Raw genomic sequence first — 12,505 nt, 5'->3', positions numbered from 1 at the left:
CAGCCGTTTCCGGGCGAGGCCCGCGAGAATCGAACTCCCCTACAGATCAGCGAGGACACCATGGGATTCTTCGATCGACTCTTCGGCACCCCCGAGCAGCCCCAGTCGCGGCCGGCACCGCCTCCCGCCGCGCCTCGACGGCTTGACGACGACGAGCTCGCGCTCGAGCGCTACCGCTACCTGCTGCGCACCGCGCCTCCCGAGTCGATCGAGCAGGTCCACGCGGAGGCCTTCGCCAAGCTGACCCCCGAGCAGCGGGCGGCGGTGTACCGTTCGCTCGCCGAGGAGGCGCCCGCGGGCGAGCGGCTCGTCTCCGACGAGCCCTCGGCGCTCGCGCGGGCGGCGACGCGCGCCGAGCTGCGATCGCCCGGCACCATGGAGCGCGCGTTCGCGGGGGCGGATGCCTCTGGCGCACGCCCGGGCCAGGCCGGCCCGTCGGTGGGGCAGATGTTCGGCAGCTCGCTGCTCGGCACCATCGCGGGCGTCGTCATCGGTTCTGCGATCGCGCAGGCGCTCCTGCCGGATCCCTCGGCATTCGAGGCAGGGGCCGCCGATGGCGGGTCGGATGCCTCGGCCGACGCCGGCGCGAGCGACGCCTCCGCCGATGCGGGCGGGGACGCCGGGGGAGACTTCGGCGGGTTCGGCGACTTCGGCGGCGGGGACTTCGGTGGCGGGGACTTCGGCGGCGACTTCGGGTTCTGAGCGTCTCGGGGTCGACGTCGGCGCGGGTGTCGGCGGCATCGCCTAGGGTCGGAGCATGAGCAAGCAGGACGGCTCGTCGCGCCAGGTGACGACGGGCCCGGTCGACGATTCGGCGACCCCGATCCTGCACGTCGACATGGACGCCTTCTTCGTCTCCGTCGAACTGCTGAAGCGGCCCGAGCTCCGCGGCAAGCCGGTGCTCGTCGGCGGCACCGCCGGTCGCGGCGTCGTCTCGGCGGCGAGCTACGAGGCGCGCCGGTACGGCGTGAACTCCGCGATGCCGATGTCGATCGCGCTGCAGCGTTGCCCGAACGCGATCGTGCTGCGCGGCGACTACGCCAGCTACTCGCGGTACTCGAAGCAGGTCATGGGCATCTTCGAGTCGTTGACGCCGCTCGTCGAGCCGTTGTCGATCGACGAGGCGTTCCTCGACGTGTCGGGTGCCCGCAGGCTGCACGGCAGTCCGGCCGAGATCGCGTGGACGATCCGGGACCGCGTGCAGCGCGAGACGGGTCTCACCTGCTCGGTCGGGGTGGCGGCGTCGAAGTACGTCGCGAAGGTCGCCTCGGGTCGGGCGAAGCCCGACGGCATGCTCGTAGTGCCCGCGGCCGACACCCTGGCGTTCCTGCATCCGCTGCCGGTCTCGGCGCTCTGGGGCGTGGGTCGGGTGACCGAGGAGTCGCTGCTCCGGCTCGGGCTCCGGACCGTCGGCGACGTCGCCGCGATGCCGGCCGACGCGCTCGAGCGGGCCGTGGGCCCATCGCTCGCGGCGCGACTGACCCGACTCGCGAACGGCGTCGATCCCCGCGACGTCGAGACCACCCGCACCGAGAAGAGCATCGGGCACGAGGTCACCTTCGGGCACGACCTCACCGATCCCGAGCAGATCCGCCGCGAGCTGCTCCGCCTCTCCGACGACGTCGCCGTGCGACTGCGGCGAGCGGGGCTCGTCGGTCGTACGGTCGTGCTGAAGCTGCGGTACGGCGACTTCCGCACCGTCACCCGCTCGCGCACACTCGGCGAACCGACCGACGTCGCCCGTCGCATCTACGACGAAGCGCAGGCGGCGCTGGCCGAGCTCCTCGGCGACGGTGCGCGCATCCGCCTCATCGGGGTGCGCGCCGAGCACCTTCGGCCCTCGGGCGGCGGCGCGATGCTGTGGGACCCCGACGAGGAGTGGCGCGAGGCCGAGCGTGCGGTCGACGAGGTCACGGCGCGGTTCGGGCGCGGTGCGGTCCGTCCGGCCGCCCTCGTCCGCGCGGGCGAGGCCGCGGCGCGGGTCGAGTCGATGCGGCGCAAGCCGGCCGATCCCGAGGCCCGTGCGCGGCTCGCCGCCGAGCAGGCCGAAGCGGCCGAAGGGCGCGCGGGGGTGGAGAGAACCCAGTTCGGCGGGTAGCGTGGCGGCATGGCTGATCTCGTTCTCGAACTGGCGGAGACCGTCGCCGGCGTCGGTGTGAAGACCTCGTACGGCGAACCCATCGATCTCGACGGCACCAAGGTCGTGCCCGTTGCGCTCGGCTACTACGGCTTCGGCGCGGGCAGCGGCAGCGACGACAGCGGCGACCAGGCCGGTGGCGGCGGCGGTGGCGGGTTGTCCATTCCGCTCGGCGCATACGTGGGCCGTTCGGGCGGCGAGGTGCGGTTCGAGCCGAACCTCATCGGGCTGATCCTCGTCGCGACGCCGCTCGTCTGGGTCACCGGCAAGGCCCTGCGCTGGGTCATCCGGGCCCTCAAGCACTGAGCGACGTCGCGGGTCGTCACGTCGGGCACGCGAGCGCGCGTCCGGCGTATACTCGTCTGCGAACACGGGAGTCCGGTGAGCCGGGCTGAGAGGAAGGTTCTCAACCTTCGACCGTCGAACCTGATCTGGGTCATGCCAGCGCAGGGAGGGCAGATCATCTCAATATCCCGTGCCTCTTTCCACGAATCGAAAGGGCACGACAGTGCACACCACCGCACCCACCACTCCGTCCGCACGTGAGGCAGCGCCGAAGCGCAACTTCCGCTGGCGCGTCGTCGACATCGTCGTCGCCTCGGTCATCGCCGTCGCGACGGGCCTCCTGTTCCTGTTCTGGAACAACGTCGGCTACGCCTGGTTCGTCGCCGCCGACGCCGTGACCCCCGGGCTCGGGGGCGTCGCCGTCGGCATCTGGCTCATCGGCGGTGTGCTCGGCGGGCTCATCATCCGCAAGCCCGGCGCGGCGCTCTACGTCGAGCTCGTCGCCGCCATGGTCTCGGCGCTCATCGGCAACCAGTGGGGCATCGAGACGATCTACTCGGGTCTCGCGCAGGGCCTCGGCGCCGAGCTCGTCTTCGCGCTGTTCCTCTACCGCCGCTTCGGGCTCCTCCAAGCCGTGCTCGCCGGCGCCGCCGCCGGCGCCGCGGCCTGGACCCTCGAACTCTTCGTCTCGGGCAACCTGCAGAAGTCGACCGAGTTCCTCGCGGTGTACCTCGGCACCGTCGTCGTCTCCGGTGCGATCCTCGCGGGCGTCGTCGGCTGGCTGATCGTGCGCGCGCTCGCGGCGACGGGGGCGCTCAGCCGCTTCGCCGCCGGTCAGGACGTCACGCAGCGGGTGTGACCGTGGACCGATCGCACTACGCCGCTCCGGCCGCCGTCGAGGCGCGCGGCTGGGGCTGGCGGCACGCCTCCCGGCTTCGGCCGGCGATCGAGCACCTCGACCTGCGGGTGAGCCCGGGGGAGCGGGTGCTCGTGCTCGGCCCGTCGGGCGCCGGCAAGTCCACGCTGCTGCATGCCCTCGCGGGGGTCCACGGCGGTGACGACGAAGGCGAGCAGTACGGCGAGCTCACCGTCGACGGGCGACCGCCCGCGGCGGCGCGCGGCCGGGCCGGGCTCGTGCTGCAGGACCCCGACTCGCAGGTGATCCTCGCCCGTGTGGGTGACGACGTCGCGTTCGGCTGCGAGAACCTCGGGGTGCCGCGCGACGAGATCTGGTCGCGCGTGCGCGACGCCCTCGTCGACGTCGGCCTCGAGCTGCCGCTCGACCACCCGAGTTCGGCGTTGTCGGGCGGGCAGAAGCAGCGGCTCGCCCTCGCGGGCGCGATCGCGATGCGGCCGGGGCTGCTGCTCCTCGACGAGCCGACGGCGAACCTCGACCCCGACGGGGTTCGCGAGGTGCGCGACGCCGTGGTTCGGGTGCTCGACCGCACGCGCGCGACCCTCGTGGTCGTCGAGCACCGGGTCGACGTCTGGCTCGACGTCGTCGACCGCGTCGTCGTGCTCGGACGCGACGGGCGTCTGGTCGCCGACGGCGCACCCGAGCGGGTGCTGCGCGAGCAGCGCGCCGAACTGCTCGGCGCGGGCGTCTGGGTTCCGGGCGAGCCGCTGCCGGGGTCACGAGGTACCGCCGGCACGGGCTTCCGTGATCGCATTCCCTCCGGTCGCGCCGCAGCCCTCTCGACGCACGCGCTCGCGATCGGCCGACGCGCCGACGCCGTCGTGCAGCGGGGGCTCGATCTCTCGGTCGCCGCCGGTGCGAGCACCGTCGTCACGGGGCAGAACGGGGTCGGCAAGTCGACGCTCGCGCTCACGCTCGGCGGGCTCCTGCGTCCGCTCGCGGGTCGGGTCGAGGCATCCGAGCCGCTCGCGGCGGGGCTGCGTCGAGAACCGATCTCGTGGCGATCGCGCGAACTGCTCACCCGCATCGGCACGGTCTTCCAGGAGCCCGAACACCAGTTCGTCACCGCGACCGTCCGGGCCGAACTCGCCGTGGGCCTGCGGGCGCTCCGGCTCGACGAGCACGCGATCACCGAACGCGTCGACGAACTCCTCGCGCGGCTGCGCCTCGACCACCTCGCGCAGGCGAACCCGTTCACCCTGTCGGGCGGCGAGAAGCGGCGGCTGTCGGTCGCCGCGGTGCTCGCCGCACTGCCCTCGCTGCTCATCCTCGACGAGCCCACCTTCGGGCAGGACCGCCTCACCTGGATCGAACTGACCGCGCTCCTCCGCGAACTCGTCGACGACGGGCTCGCACTCGTCTCGGTCACGCACGATGCGGCGTTCATCGCCGCGCTCGGCGACCAGCGCATCGCGCTCGCGCCCGTCTCGATGGAGCGGGCGGCATGAGCGCCGGGACGCTGCCGGTCGCGCAGCAGACGCAGCAGGATGCCCCGCGCCTCCGCTTCATCGACAGCGTGAACCCGGTGAGCCGGCTCGCCGCGGCGATGCTGCTGACCACACCGCTGCTCGTGACCGTCGACTGGGTGAGTGCGGCGACCGCCCTCGGCATCCAGCTCGCGCTCTTCGCCATCGCCGGCGTCACGCCGCGCACGCTGGCACGCCGAGCCTGGCCGATCCTCATCGCCGCACCGGTCGCCGGGCTCAGCATGCTGCTCTACGGCCAGCCGTCGGGCGAGGAGTACTGGAGCTTCTGGCTGGCACGCATCACGGACGGTTCGATCGAGCTCGCGATCGCGGTGACCGTGCGGGTGCTCGCCATCGGCCTGCCCGCGGTGCTGCTGTTCATGCACGTCGACCCGACCGAGCTCGCCGACGGCCTCGCGCAGATCTGGCGGCTGCCGAGCCGCTTCGTGCTCGGCGCGCTCGCGGGCGCCCGCCTCGTCGGCCTCTTCATCGAGGACTGGCAGGCGATGTCGCTCAGCCGCCGCGCCCGAGGCATCGGCGACCACGGGGCGCTCCGGCGCTTCGCGACGATGGCGTTCGCACTGCTCGTGCTCGCCATCCGTCGCGGCTCGAAACTCGCGACCGCGATGGAGGCGCGCGGCTTCGGCAGTGACGTTCCGCGCACCTGGGCGCGCGAGTCGAAGGTCGGCTGGCGCGACCTCGTGATCGTCCTCGTCGCCGTCGCGATCGCCGCAGTCTCGATCGCCGCGGCGATCTGGGCCGGAACCTTCCACGCGGTGTGGTCGTGAGCGGAGCCGCGCTGCGCGAAGCGTCGACCCGTCGCACCGCCGCGCTGCACCTCGTGCGCGCGGCGGTGCGACGACGGCTCGCGGTACCAGCGGCGTCCGGGGCGCCTGCGGGCCGCACCGGGCGCGTGGTCGTCGCGATCGACGGGCCGAGCGGTTCGGGCAAGAGCACCTTCGCCGACGCCGTCACGACCGGCTGGCCCGGCGGTGCCGCCCGGCTCGTGCGCCTCGACGAGGTCTACCCGGGGTGGCACGGGCTCGCCGCAGCGGCAGGGTCGCTCGATCGGACCCTGTTCGCGCGGCACGCGCGAGCGGCGCCGGGCGGTTGGCGCGGCTGGGACTGGGCGGCGAACCGCCCCGGCGAGCCGGTCGTGCTCCCGCCGGTCGCGCCGCTCGTCGTCGAGGGCTGCGGCGCCTTCGAAACGGTCGAGGGCCGCACCGGGGTCGTTCGCGTCTGGCTGCGCGCCGCCGACGACACGCGGCGAGAGCGCGCGCTCGCCCGCGACGAGGGTCGATTCGACCCGTACTGGGAGCTGTGGGAGACCGAATGGCGGCGCTACGTGCGCCGCGTCGACCCGCTCAGCACGGCCGATCTCGTGCTGACCCTCCCCGCGACGGGCTGAATCGATTCGGGGCTCGCTTCGGGTGCAGAACGCCCGCTGAGGGCTACGGTGGTGTCATGGCAGCAGATTCGGTCGGCGCCCAGTACGTCGCAGAGTTCATCGACGGACCGCTCGAGGGCGAGTTCGACCACCGCGCCCTGGTGGGCGGCGCGACCGAGAAGCGCATCGGCATGGTCGCCGCGGTCGAAGGCCTCGAGTCGTTGTTCTGGTACGACGCCGTCGACGAGCGCGAGGTGGGTGGCGAGAAGCGGGTCAGGTTCCGTTTCGACGCCGCCGACTCCGACCCGGTCGAAGCCGACGACGAGAACGACTGATCGGCGCTGCGGCGCGTCTCGGCGCCGCGTCGCGTCTCGGCTCTGCCGAGCGTCTCAGCTCTGCTGCGAGGCGAAGAACGCGTCGATGAGCGCGGCCGGGTTGGCGAGGCGCCACAACGGCCCCGGATCGCCGATGTCGGCCGAGAGCTCGAGTTCGCTGCTGATGTCGCCGTTGGCGGTCGGCACGGTGACCGTGCCCATGACGCGCCCCGCCGACGCGGTCGTGAACGGCTCGACGACGACGGATGCCTCGCCGGGATCACTGCCCCACGCGGCATCCGTTCGCCCGGTGCGCGCGATGAGCGACGCCGAATCGCCCCACGCGGTCTCGACGGTGCCGTACTCGCCGCCCTCGACGATGACGGTCACCGGCTGCGACACCGCGTTCACCGAGGTGATCGCCGCGGCGACCGCGGGGTCGAGCGTGTCGTAGTCGGGCATCATCGACATCGCCCCGATGACACGCGTCGGGGTGCCGCCGTCGGCCGCAGGCACCATCGTGCTGAAGATGAAGCAGACTCCGGCCTGGTCGGTGTAGCTGCGCGACAGCGCCCGGGCGCCCGCCTCGCGGAGATGGTCGATGCTGTCGGGCACGTCGTGCCGGCTCGAGGCAGATGCCTCGGGGGCGGTCACGATCTGCGTCAGCGCGGGGTCGGCGTAGACGAGCGCGCCGAGGCGAGCGAGTTCTTCGGCCGTGCCGACGTTGTCGCCCGAGAGGCCGGTCGCATCGGCGACCCGGGTCGCTTCGAACCCGTTCTGCTCGAGCCACTTGTTCGCCTCGTCGACGTACGCCTCGGTGCTGCCGAACGCCCACCGCACGAGCGTGTCGGCGTGGTTGTTGCTCGACGCGAGGAGCGTCGCGCGCACGACCTCTCGTTCCGACCAGGTGTCGCCGGGAGAGACCTGCAGGGTGCGGTTGCCCTCGTTCACGTGGTCGAGGTAGTTCATGTAGTCGGCGGGACCGATGGTGATCGAGGGGCCGTCGCTGCCGGCCGAGAGCGGCAGCGAGTCGAGGGTCGCGAGCACCGCGACGAGCTTGGCCGCGCCGCCGATCGGCACGATCTCGGTCGATCCGCCGACGGCGAGCGTCTCGGTCTTGCCGTCGTCGGAGGCGATGACGAGGGCGCTCGCCCCATCGGCGGGGAGCGTGATCGCGGGGGCGGGTTCGCCGGACTCCGACGCCGCGGATGCGGCATGCACGGTCGCTTCGGGGAGCGGCCCGAGGAGCATCGCCGGGCCGTACACCCCGACCACGAGGATCGCGACGGCTCCGACGGCGATGCCGACGATGCGGCCGGGGGAGAGACTCATGCAGATCAGCGTAACGGTGCCGGAATCAAGCCCAGCCCAGCTCGTGCAGCCGGTCGTCGTCGATGCCGTAGAAGTGGGCGATCTCGTGCACGAGGGTCACGTGGATCTCCTCGCGCAGTTCGTCTTCGTCCTCGCAGATCGCGAGGAGCGGCTCGCGGTAGAGGATGATGCGGTCGGGCATCTCGCCGAAGCCGTAGCGGTCGCGTTCGGTGAGGGCGAAGCCGTCGTACAGGCCGAGCAGGTCGAGCGAGCCGTCCTCGGGGCGGTCCTCCACGACGAACACCACGTTCTCGAGCCCGTCGACCATGTCGTCGGGCAGCTGGTCGAGCTCGTCGACCACGAGCGCTTCGAAGGCTTCGGCGTCGAGTTCCACGAGATGCCCCCTCGGATGATTCGTACTGAGCCGGCGATGCAGACCGGCGACCGCCGGCGGATGCACGAAACGCGGGCCATTTCTGGACCCGCGCTTCGGACTTGGGGTGAGTAACGGGGCTTGAACCCGCGACCTCCTGGACCACAACCAGGCGCTCTACCAACTGAGCTATACCCACCATGTCTCTGACCGCCGTGGCGATCAGGCAACTTGAAGATCGTACTACACGATCTGCTTCTGCTCGAATTCGGCGGTCACTTCGGCGGCGAGAGCCTGGAGTTCGTGGCTCGCAGGACCCGGGTCGGCGACGAACACGGCACGACGGTAGTAGTGCAGTTCGCGGATCGACTCGAGGATGTCGGCGAGGGCGCGGTGGCCGCCATTCTTCGCGGGAGCGTTGAAGTACGCACGCGGGAACCAGCGCTTGGCCAGCTCTTTGATCGACGAGACGTCGACGTTGCGGTAGTGCAGGTGCGCGTCGAGGCGCGGCATGAACTTCGACAGGAACGCCCGGTCGGTGCCGATCGAGTTGCCCGCGAGCGGCGCCTTCTGCTCGTCGGGGACGTGCTGCAGCACGTACTCGAGCACCTGATACTCGGCGTCGGCGAGGCTCACCCCGTTGGGGATCTCTTCGATGAGGCCGGACTCGGTGTGCATGCGGCGCACGAACTCGCCCATCTGCTCGAGCGCGCTCGCGTCGGGCTTGATGACGATGCTGAGCCCGGCATCGACGGGGTTGAGATCGTAGTCGGTGATGACGACCGCGATCTCGACGAGCTCATCGACCTCGAGGTCGAGCCCGGTCATCTCGCAGTCGATCCAGACCAGTCGGTCGCTCGAAGAAGCCATGCGCCGAGTCTACCGGGGCGCGCCGACACGGCCGTCGAGCCGGGCAGGCCGGCGCGTACGTGGTGCCCCCGGCAGGAATTGAACCTGCGACCAAGAGATTAGAAGGCTCCTGCTCTATCCGCTGAGCTACGGGGGCGGTCGTGGCAAGCATACCGGGCGCGCTCACCCCTCGACGGGCACGCTCACATCGTCGCTGCGAGTGCGCCGGCCCTTCGCGCCGCGACCGCGAATGGCGAGCGCGATGAGGGGGAACAGCAGCACCGAGATCATGCCCGCGCCGACGAGGGCCGCGGCGGTACCGCTCTCGAGATCTCCGGCGTCCACGCCGATCGCGGTGACGGCGACGATGATGGGAAGCCCGGTCGCGCCGAACAGCCCGGTCGCGACGAGGTCGCGAACGCTCGCCCCCGAGGGCGCGACGAGCAGCGAGGGCAGTCCGCGCACGACGAGCAGCAGCACGACGAAGAACGGCAGCAGCGCCAGGGTGCGGACGTCGGCGACGAGCGCCTCGAGGTCGAAGGTGATGCCCGTGTTGATGAAGAAGATCGGCACGAGGAACCCGTACCCGATGCCTTCGAGCTTCGATTCGATGGCCTCGGCGTCGTGTTTCGGCGCGCCCGTGATGAGGGTGCGGTAGAGCACACCGGCGGCGAATGCGCCGAGGAGCATATCGAGGTCGAGCACGATGCTGAGCGCGACGAGGGCGAGCAGCACGAACATGACGAGGCGCACCGCGAACTGCCCGCTGGTGTGCAGGGTCGCCGTGATCACCTTGTGCAGGCGCTTGCCGGCGCCCTTCGCCGCGAGCCAGATCGCGAGCCCGGTGATCACCGCGAACACGAGCAGCACGACCGCGGCGACGACCGGCGAGCGGCCGCTGAGGAACAGCGAGATCGCGAGCAGCGGCCCGAACTCCCCGACCGCGCCGAGCGCGAGGACCGAGATGCCGAACGGGGTCGTGAGGTCGCCGGAGTCGCGGAGGATCGGCAACAGCGTGCCGAGCGCCGTCGAGGTGAGGGCGATGCCGATGAACGCCGCGGCGGGCAGGTCGGCGGCGAAGAGCGCGGCGATGCCGATGCCGGCGGCGAGCGAGATGATCCAGCCGATCGCGGCGCGGCTGAGCGGCCGCCCGCGGATGGCGCGGAAGTCGATCTCGTTGCCCGCGAGGAAGAAGAGCATCGCGAGGCCGAAGTCGGCGAGGAGGGTCATGAACTCGTCGGGCTCGACCCAGCCGAGCATCGCGGGGCCGAGGAGGAGCCCGAGGACGATCTCGAAGACGACGAGCGGGATCGCGACCCAGCGCCCGAATCCGCGCACGAGCAACGGGGCGACGACCGCGATCGCCGGCACGAGCACCATGGTGCCGATCGAGACTTCCACGTGACCTCCTGAGTGGGCGGATCCCAGCCCGATGCTAGTGCGCCCGCGTCGCGTTTCCTCCGCGAAACACGACGGCGGTATCGTCGGGGCATGCGAGACCTGCAGGCGCGAATCATCGCCGAGCTCAATGCCAGCCCGACCATCGACCCCTCGGCCGAGGTGCGTGCGCGCATCGAGTTCCTGAAGGACTACCTCCGCGCCACGGGGGCGAAGGGCTTCGTGCTCGGCATCAGCGGCGGACAGGACTCCTCGCTCGCGGGTCGACTCTGCCGGATCGCGGTCGAGGAGCTCGACGGCGAGGGCACCGAGGCGCGGTTCGTCGCCGTCCGCCTGCCGTACGGGGTGCAGCACGACGAGGACGACGCCCAGCTCGCCCTGCAGTTCATCGACCCCCAGGAGACCGTCGTCTTCAACATCAAGGGCGGGGTCGACGGCCTCGCCGCCGGCTTCGAGGAGGCGATCGGGTCGCCGATCAGCGACTTCGGCAAGGGCAACGTCAAGGCTCGGATGCGCATGGTCGCGCAGTACGCGGTCGCGGGCGAGGGCGGCCTCCTCGTCGTCGGCACCGACCACGCCGCCGAGGCGATCACCGGCTTCTTCACGAAGTTCGGCGACGGGGGTGCCGACGTGCTGCCGCTCACCGGGCTCACGAAGCGTCAGGGTCGTGCGCTGCTCGAGGCGCTCGGTGCGCCCGAGCGGCTGTACCTCAAGGTGCCGACCGCAGACCTCCTCGACGGGCAGCCGGGGCAGTCCGACGAAGCGAACCTCGGGCTGAGCTACGCCGACATCGACGCGTATCTCGAGGGCGAGGAGATCGACGAGACGGTCGCCGAGAAGCTCGAGGCGCGGTTCCTCCAGACCCGGCACAAGCGCACCGCGCCGGTGTCGATGTTCGACGCCTGGTGGCGCTGAGCGGGCGCAACAGCCCGAGCGGCCCCGGCCTGCCGAGCAGTGCCGGCGGCACGAGCGACCTCGCATCGTCGGGCGACGCCGTGCGCCGCCCGACGACGGCCTAGCGCTTCGCCTCTGCGGCGGGTTCGACGGTCGCGGTGCCCGTGCCGTCGACCTCGACGGTCTGCGTGGGCGCCGTCGATGCCTCGGCGGTGTCGGTGATGGTCACGGCCTCGCGGTAGCGGTCGTGGTGCTGCTGCGCGACCCAGGTCTCCTGCTCGTCGATCGTGGGCTGCTCGGGCGTCTCGTTGCGCTGCGTGCGCCACCGCTCGAGGTCGTTCTGGAACTGCCGTTTGGTGCGTCCGGGGCGGCGCTGCCACTCGAGCAGGCGGTCGCGGAACTCGACGACGGCCGGGTCGAGCTGGTAGCCGAAGGTCGCCGAGGCGCGCTTCAGTTCGTGCAGCTGGTGCGCCGCCCAGTTCGCGGCGATGTCGGAGCCGCGGATCGGGAGCAGACGCACGAGGATGTCGGCCTGGCCGACGGCGCGGTCGGCGAGCACCTGCTCCTGGGGCGTGAGCGAGTTCCACACCGAGGCCTCGGTGGCGGCGTCGACGAGCGCGGCGATGGCGGCGGCCTTGGCCTCGCGGTCGCGCTGCGCCACGACGCGCTTCACGGCGGAACTCGAGATCCAGGCTGCGAGCAGCCCGGCCGCGAGCACGGCGAAGAAGAGCACCACGGCGGCGAACACCGTCGACTGCGATTCGCTCGAGGTGAGCCAGGAGATGAGATCGTTCCACCACTGCATGGCCGCAGATTACCCCCGAGCGAAGCGCGCGCGGTCGCGCCACGACGGCGAGCCACGGATCGGCGAGCGCACCGGCTCAGCGGAAGAGCTCGGCCGCTTCGCGCGCCGACCAGAACTCACCGATCTCGGTCGAGCGGAGCGTGCCCGCGGTGAGGCGCCGCGCGGCGAATCGACTGGCGGCGCCCTCGCCGCGGTGCTCGACGTGGCCGAGGACCGAGCCGTCGGCCCGGGCGACCCGCCAGAGGCCGGGAGCCGCCGGGGTGAACGCGAGACCCGGCACCTCGACGGGGAAGGGCACGCGGATGCGCGGCTGCGGCGTGACGGTGGTCATGGTGCTCCTCTCGACGTCGCAGCCGGCCCTGCGGGATGT

General features: G+C 71.7%; 15 protein-coding genes, 2 tRNA genes and 1 riboswitch. Of the genes, 9 read left to right on the top strand and 8 right to left on the bottom strand.

What is annotated here, in order from left to right; translation table 11 throughout:
• Nucleotides 1-60: 60 nt before the first annotated feature.
• The 8 genes from ACFVTX_RS00860 to ACFVTX_RS00825 all read left to right on the top strand — a co-directional run bounded on the left by ACFVTX_RS00860 (nt 61) and on the right by ACFVTX_RS00825 (nt 6,526).
• Nucleotides 61-702 (top strand): hypothetical protein, encoded by a 642-nt coding sequence (locus tag ACFVTX_RS00860; RefSeq protein ID WP_386897224.1) that lies wholly within the window; start codon nt 61-63, stop codon nt 700-702.
• Nucleotides 703-757: 55 nt separating this feature from the next.
• On the top strand, nt 758-2,098 hold the full coding sequence (locus ACFVTX_RS00855; protein ID WP_386897222.1) for a DNA polymerase IV: 1,341 nt from the start codon (nt 758-760) through the stop codon (nt 2,096-2,098).
• A 9-nt stretch (nt 2,099-2,107) separates the two neighbouring features.
• Nucleotides 2,108-2,443 (top strand): hypothetical protein, encoded by a 336-nt coding sequence (locus tag ACFVTX_RS00850; RefSeq protein WP_386897221.1) that lies wholly within the window; start codon nt 2,108-2,110, stop codon nt 2,441-2,443.
• 54 nt (nt 2,444-2,497) lie between these two features.
• A riboswitch (TPP riboswitch) is annotated at nt 2,498-2,607 on the top strand.
• Between the two features lie 38 nt (nt 2,608-2,645).
• A complete protein-coding gene (locus tag ACFVTX_RS00845) occupies nt 2,646-3,281 on the top strand; it encodes an ECF transporter S component (protein WP_386897219.1) in 636 nt (211 codons plus the stop codon).
• The gene (locus ACFVTX_RS00840) at nt 3,278-4,786 is read left to right on the top strand and encodes an ABC transporter ATP-binding protein (RefSeq protein ID WP_386897218.1); all 1,509 of its coding nucleotides are present in this window, start codon (nt 3,278-3,280) and stop codon (nt 4,784-4,786) included. Before ACFVTX_RS00845 ends, ACFVTX_RS00840 begins: the two co-directional genes overlap by 4 nt.
• Nucleotides 4,783-5,592, top strand: coding sequence for an energy-coupling factor transporter transmembrane component T family protein (locus tag ACFVTX_RS00835; protein WP_386897216.1), 810 nt, complete (start codon nt 4,783-4,785; stop codon nt 5,590-5,592). Before ACFVTX_RS00840 ends, ACFVTX_RS00835 begins: the two co-directional genes overlap by 4 nt.
• Nucleotides 5,589-6,212 carry an ATP-binding protein gene (locus ACFVTX_RS00830; protein WP_386897215.1) on the top strand — a complete coding sequence of 208 codons (624 nt, stop codon included), beginning with the start codon at nt 5,589-5,591 and terminating at the stop codon, nt 6,210-6,212. Before ACFVTX_RS00835 ends, ACFVTX_RS00830 begins: the two co-directional genes overlap by 4 nt.
• 56 nt (nt 6,213-6,268) lie before the next feature.
• Entirely contained in the window at nt 6,269-6,526 is a 258-nt protein-coding gene (locus ACFVTX_RS00825) for a hypothetical protein (RefSeq protein WP_386897213.1), read from the top strand.
• 54 nt (nt 6,527-6,580) lie between these two features.
• On the opposite strand, the gene ACFVTX_RS00820 is transcribed toward ACFVTX_RS00825, so the two are convergent.
• The 6 genes from ACFVTX_RS00820 to ACFVTX_RS00795 all read right to left on the bottom strand — a co-directional run bounded on the left by ACFVTX_RS00820 (nt 6,581) and on the right by ACFVTX_RS00795 (nt 10,439).
• Nucleotides 6,581-7,837 (bottom strand): hypothetical protein, encoded by a 1,257-nt coding sequence (locus ACFVTX_RS00820; protein WP_386897211.1) that lies wholly within the window; start codon nt 7,835-7,837, stop codon nt 6,581-6,583.
• A gap of 25 nt (nt 7,838-7,862) precedes the next feature.
• Nucleotides 7,863-8,210, bottom strand: a complete 348-nt coding sequence (locus ACFVTX_RS00815) for a metallopeptidase family protein (protein WP_386897209.1) — start codon at nt 8,208-8,210, stop codon at nt 7,863-7,865.
• Between the two features lie 102 nt (nt 8,211-8,312).
• Nucleotides 8,313-8,388, bottom strand: a tRNA-His gene (locus ACFVTX_RS00810).
• 44 nt (nt 8,389-8,432) lie between these two features.
• A complete protein-coding gene (gene orn / locus ACFVTX_RS00805) occupies nt 8,433-9,059 on the bottom strand; it encodes an oligoribonuclease (protein WP_386897208.1) in 627 nt (208 codons plus the stop codon).
• Nucleotides 9,060-9,119: 60 nt separating this feature from the next.
• Nucleotides 9,120-9,195 (bottom strand) — tRNA-Arg (locus ACFVTX_RS00800).
• Nucleotides 9,196-9,221: 26 nt separating this feature from the next.
• On the bottom strand, nt 9,222-10,439 hold the full coding sequence (locus ACFVTX_RS00795) for a cation:proton antiporter (protein ID WP_386897206.1): 1,218 nt from the start codon (nt 10,437-10,439) through the stop codon (nt 9,222-9,224).
• A 90-nt stretch (nt 10,440-10,529) separates the two neighbouring features.
• On the opposite strand from ACFVTX_RS00795, the gene nadE reads away from it, so the two are divergent.
• On the top strand, nt 10,530-11,351 hold the full coding sequence (gene nadE, locus ACFVTX_RS00790) for an ammonia-dependent NAD(+) synthetase (RefSeq protein ID WP_386897204.1): 822 nt from the start codon (nt 10,530-10,532) through the stop codon (nt 11,349-11,351).
• A gap of 100 nt (nt 11,352-11,451) precedes the next feature.
• On the opposite strand, the gene ACFVTX_RS00785 is transcribed toward nadE, so the two are convergent.
• Together ACFVTX_RS00785 and ACFVTX_RS00780 are read right to left on the bottom strand one after the other, a co-directional pair.
• Complete coding sequence (locus ACFVTX_RS00785; protein ID WP_386897202.1) at nt 11,452-12,135, bottom strand: hypothetical protein; 684 nt, start codon at nt 12,133-12,135, stop codon at nt 11,452-11,454.
• A 76-nt stretch (nt 12,136-12,211) separates the two neighbouring features.
• Entirely contained in the window at nt 12,212-12,466 is a 255-nt protein-coding gene (locus ACFVTX_RS00780; protein ID WP_386897201.1) for a hypothetical protein, read from the bottom strand.
• Nucleotides 12,467-12,505 lie beyond the last annotated feature (39 nt).

Source organism: Agromyces sp. NPDC058136 (assembly GCF_042884375.1).
In the GTDB taxonomy this organism is placed as follows: domain Bacteria; phylum Actinomycetota; class Actinomycetes; order Actinomycetales; family Microbacteriaceae; genus Agromyces.
The sequence above is the reverse complement of the archived record's forward strand: the minus strand, read 5'-3'. Positions and strand labels throughout refer to the sequence as shown.

Coding starts and splice junctions, on each gene's coding strand:
- ACFVTX_RS00820 (WP_386897211.1), bottom strand. CDS start 7,837: ATGAGTCTCTCCCCCGGCCGCATCGTCGGCATCGCCGTCGGAGCCGTC.
- ACFVTX_RS00850 (WP_386897221.1), top strand. CDS start 2,108: ATGGCTGATCTCGTTCTCGAACTGGCGGAGACCGTCGCCGGCGTCGGT.
- nadE (WP_386897204.1), top strand. CDS start 10,530: ATGCGAGACCTGCAGGCGCGAATCATCGCCGAGCTCAATGCCAGCCCG.
- ACFVTX_RS00860 (WP_386897224.1), top strand. CDS start 61: ATGGGATTCTTCGATCGACTCTTCGGCACCCCCGAGCAGCCCCAGTCG.
- ACFVTX_RS00835 (WP_386897216.1), top strand. CDS start 4,783: ATGAGCGCCGGGACGCTGCCGGTCGCGCAGCAGACGCAGCAGGATGCC.
- ACFVTX_RS00785 (WP_386897202.1), bottom strand. CDS start 12,135: ATGCAGTGGTGGAACGATCTCATCTCCTGGCTCACCTCGAGCGAATCG.
- ACFVTX_RS00855 (WP_386897222.1), top strand. CDS start 758: ATGAGCAAGCAGGACGGCTCGTCGCGCCAGGTGACGACGGGCCCGGTC.
- ACFVTX_RS00825 (WP_386897213.1), top strand. CDS start 6,269: ATGGCAGCAGATTCGGTCGGCGCCCAGTACGTCGCAGAGTTCATCGAC.
- orn (WP_386897208.1), bottom strand. CDS start 9,059: ATGGCTTCTTCGAGCGACCGACTGGTCTGGATCGACTGCGAGATGACC.
- ACFVTX_RS00780 (WP_386897201.1), bottom strand. CDS start 12,466: ATGACCACCGTCACGCCGCAGCCGCGCATCCGCGTGCCCTTCCCCGTC.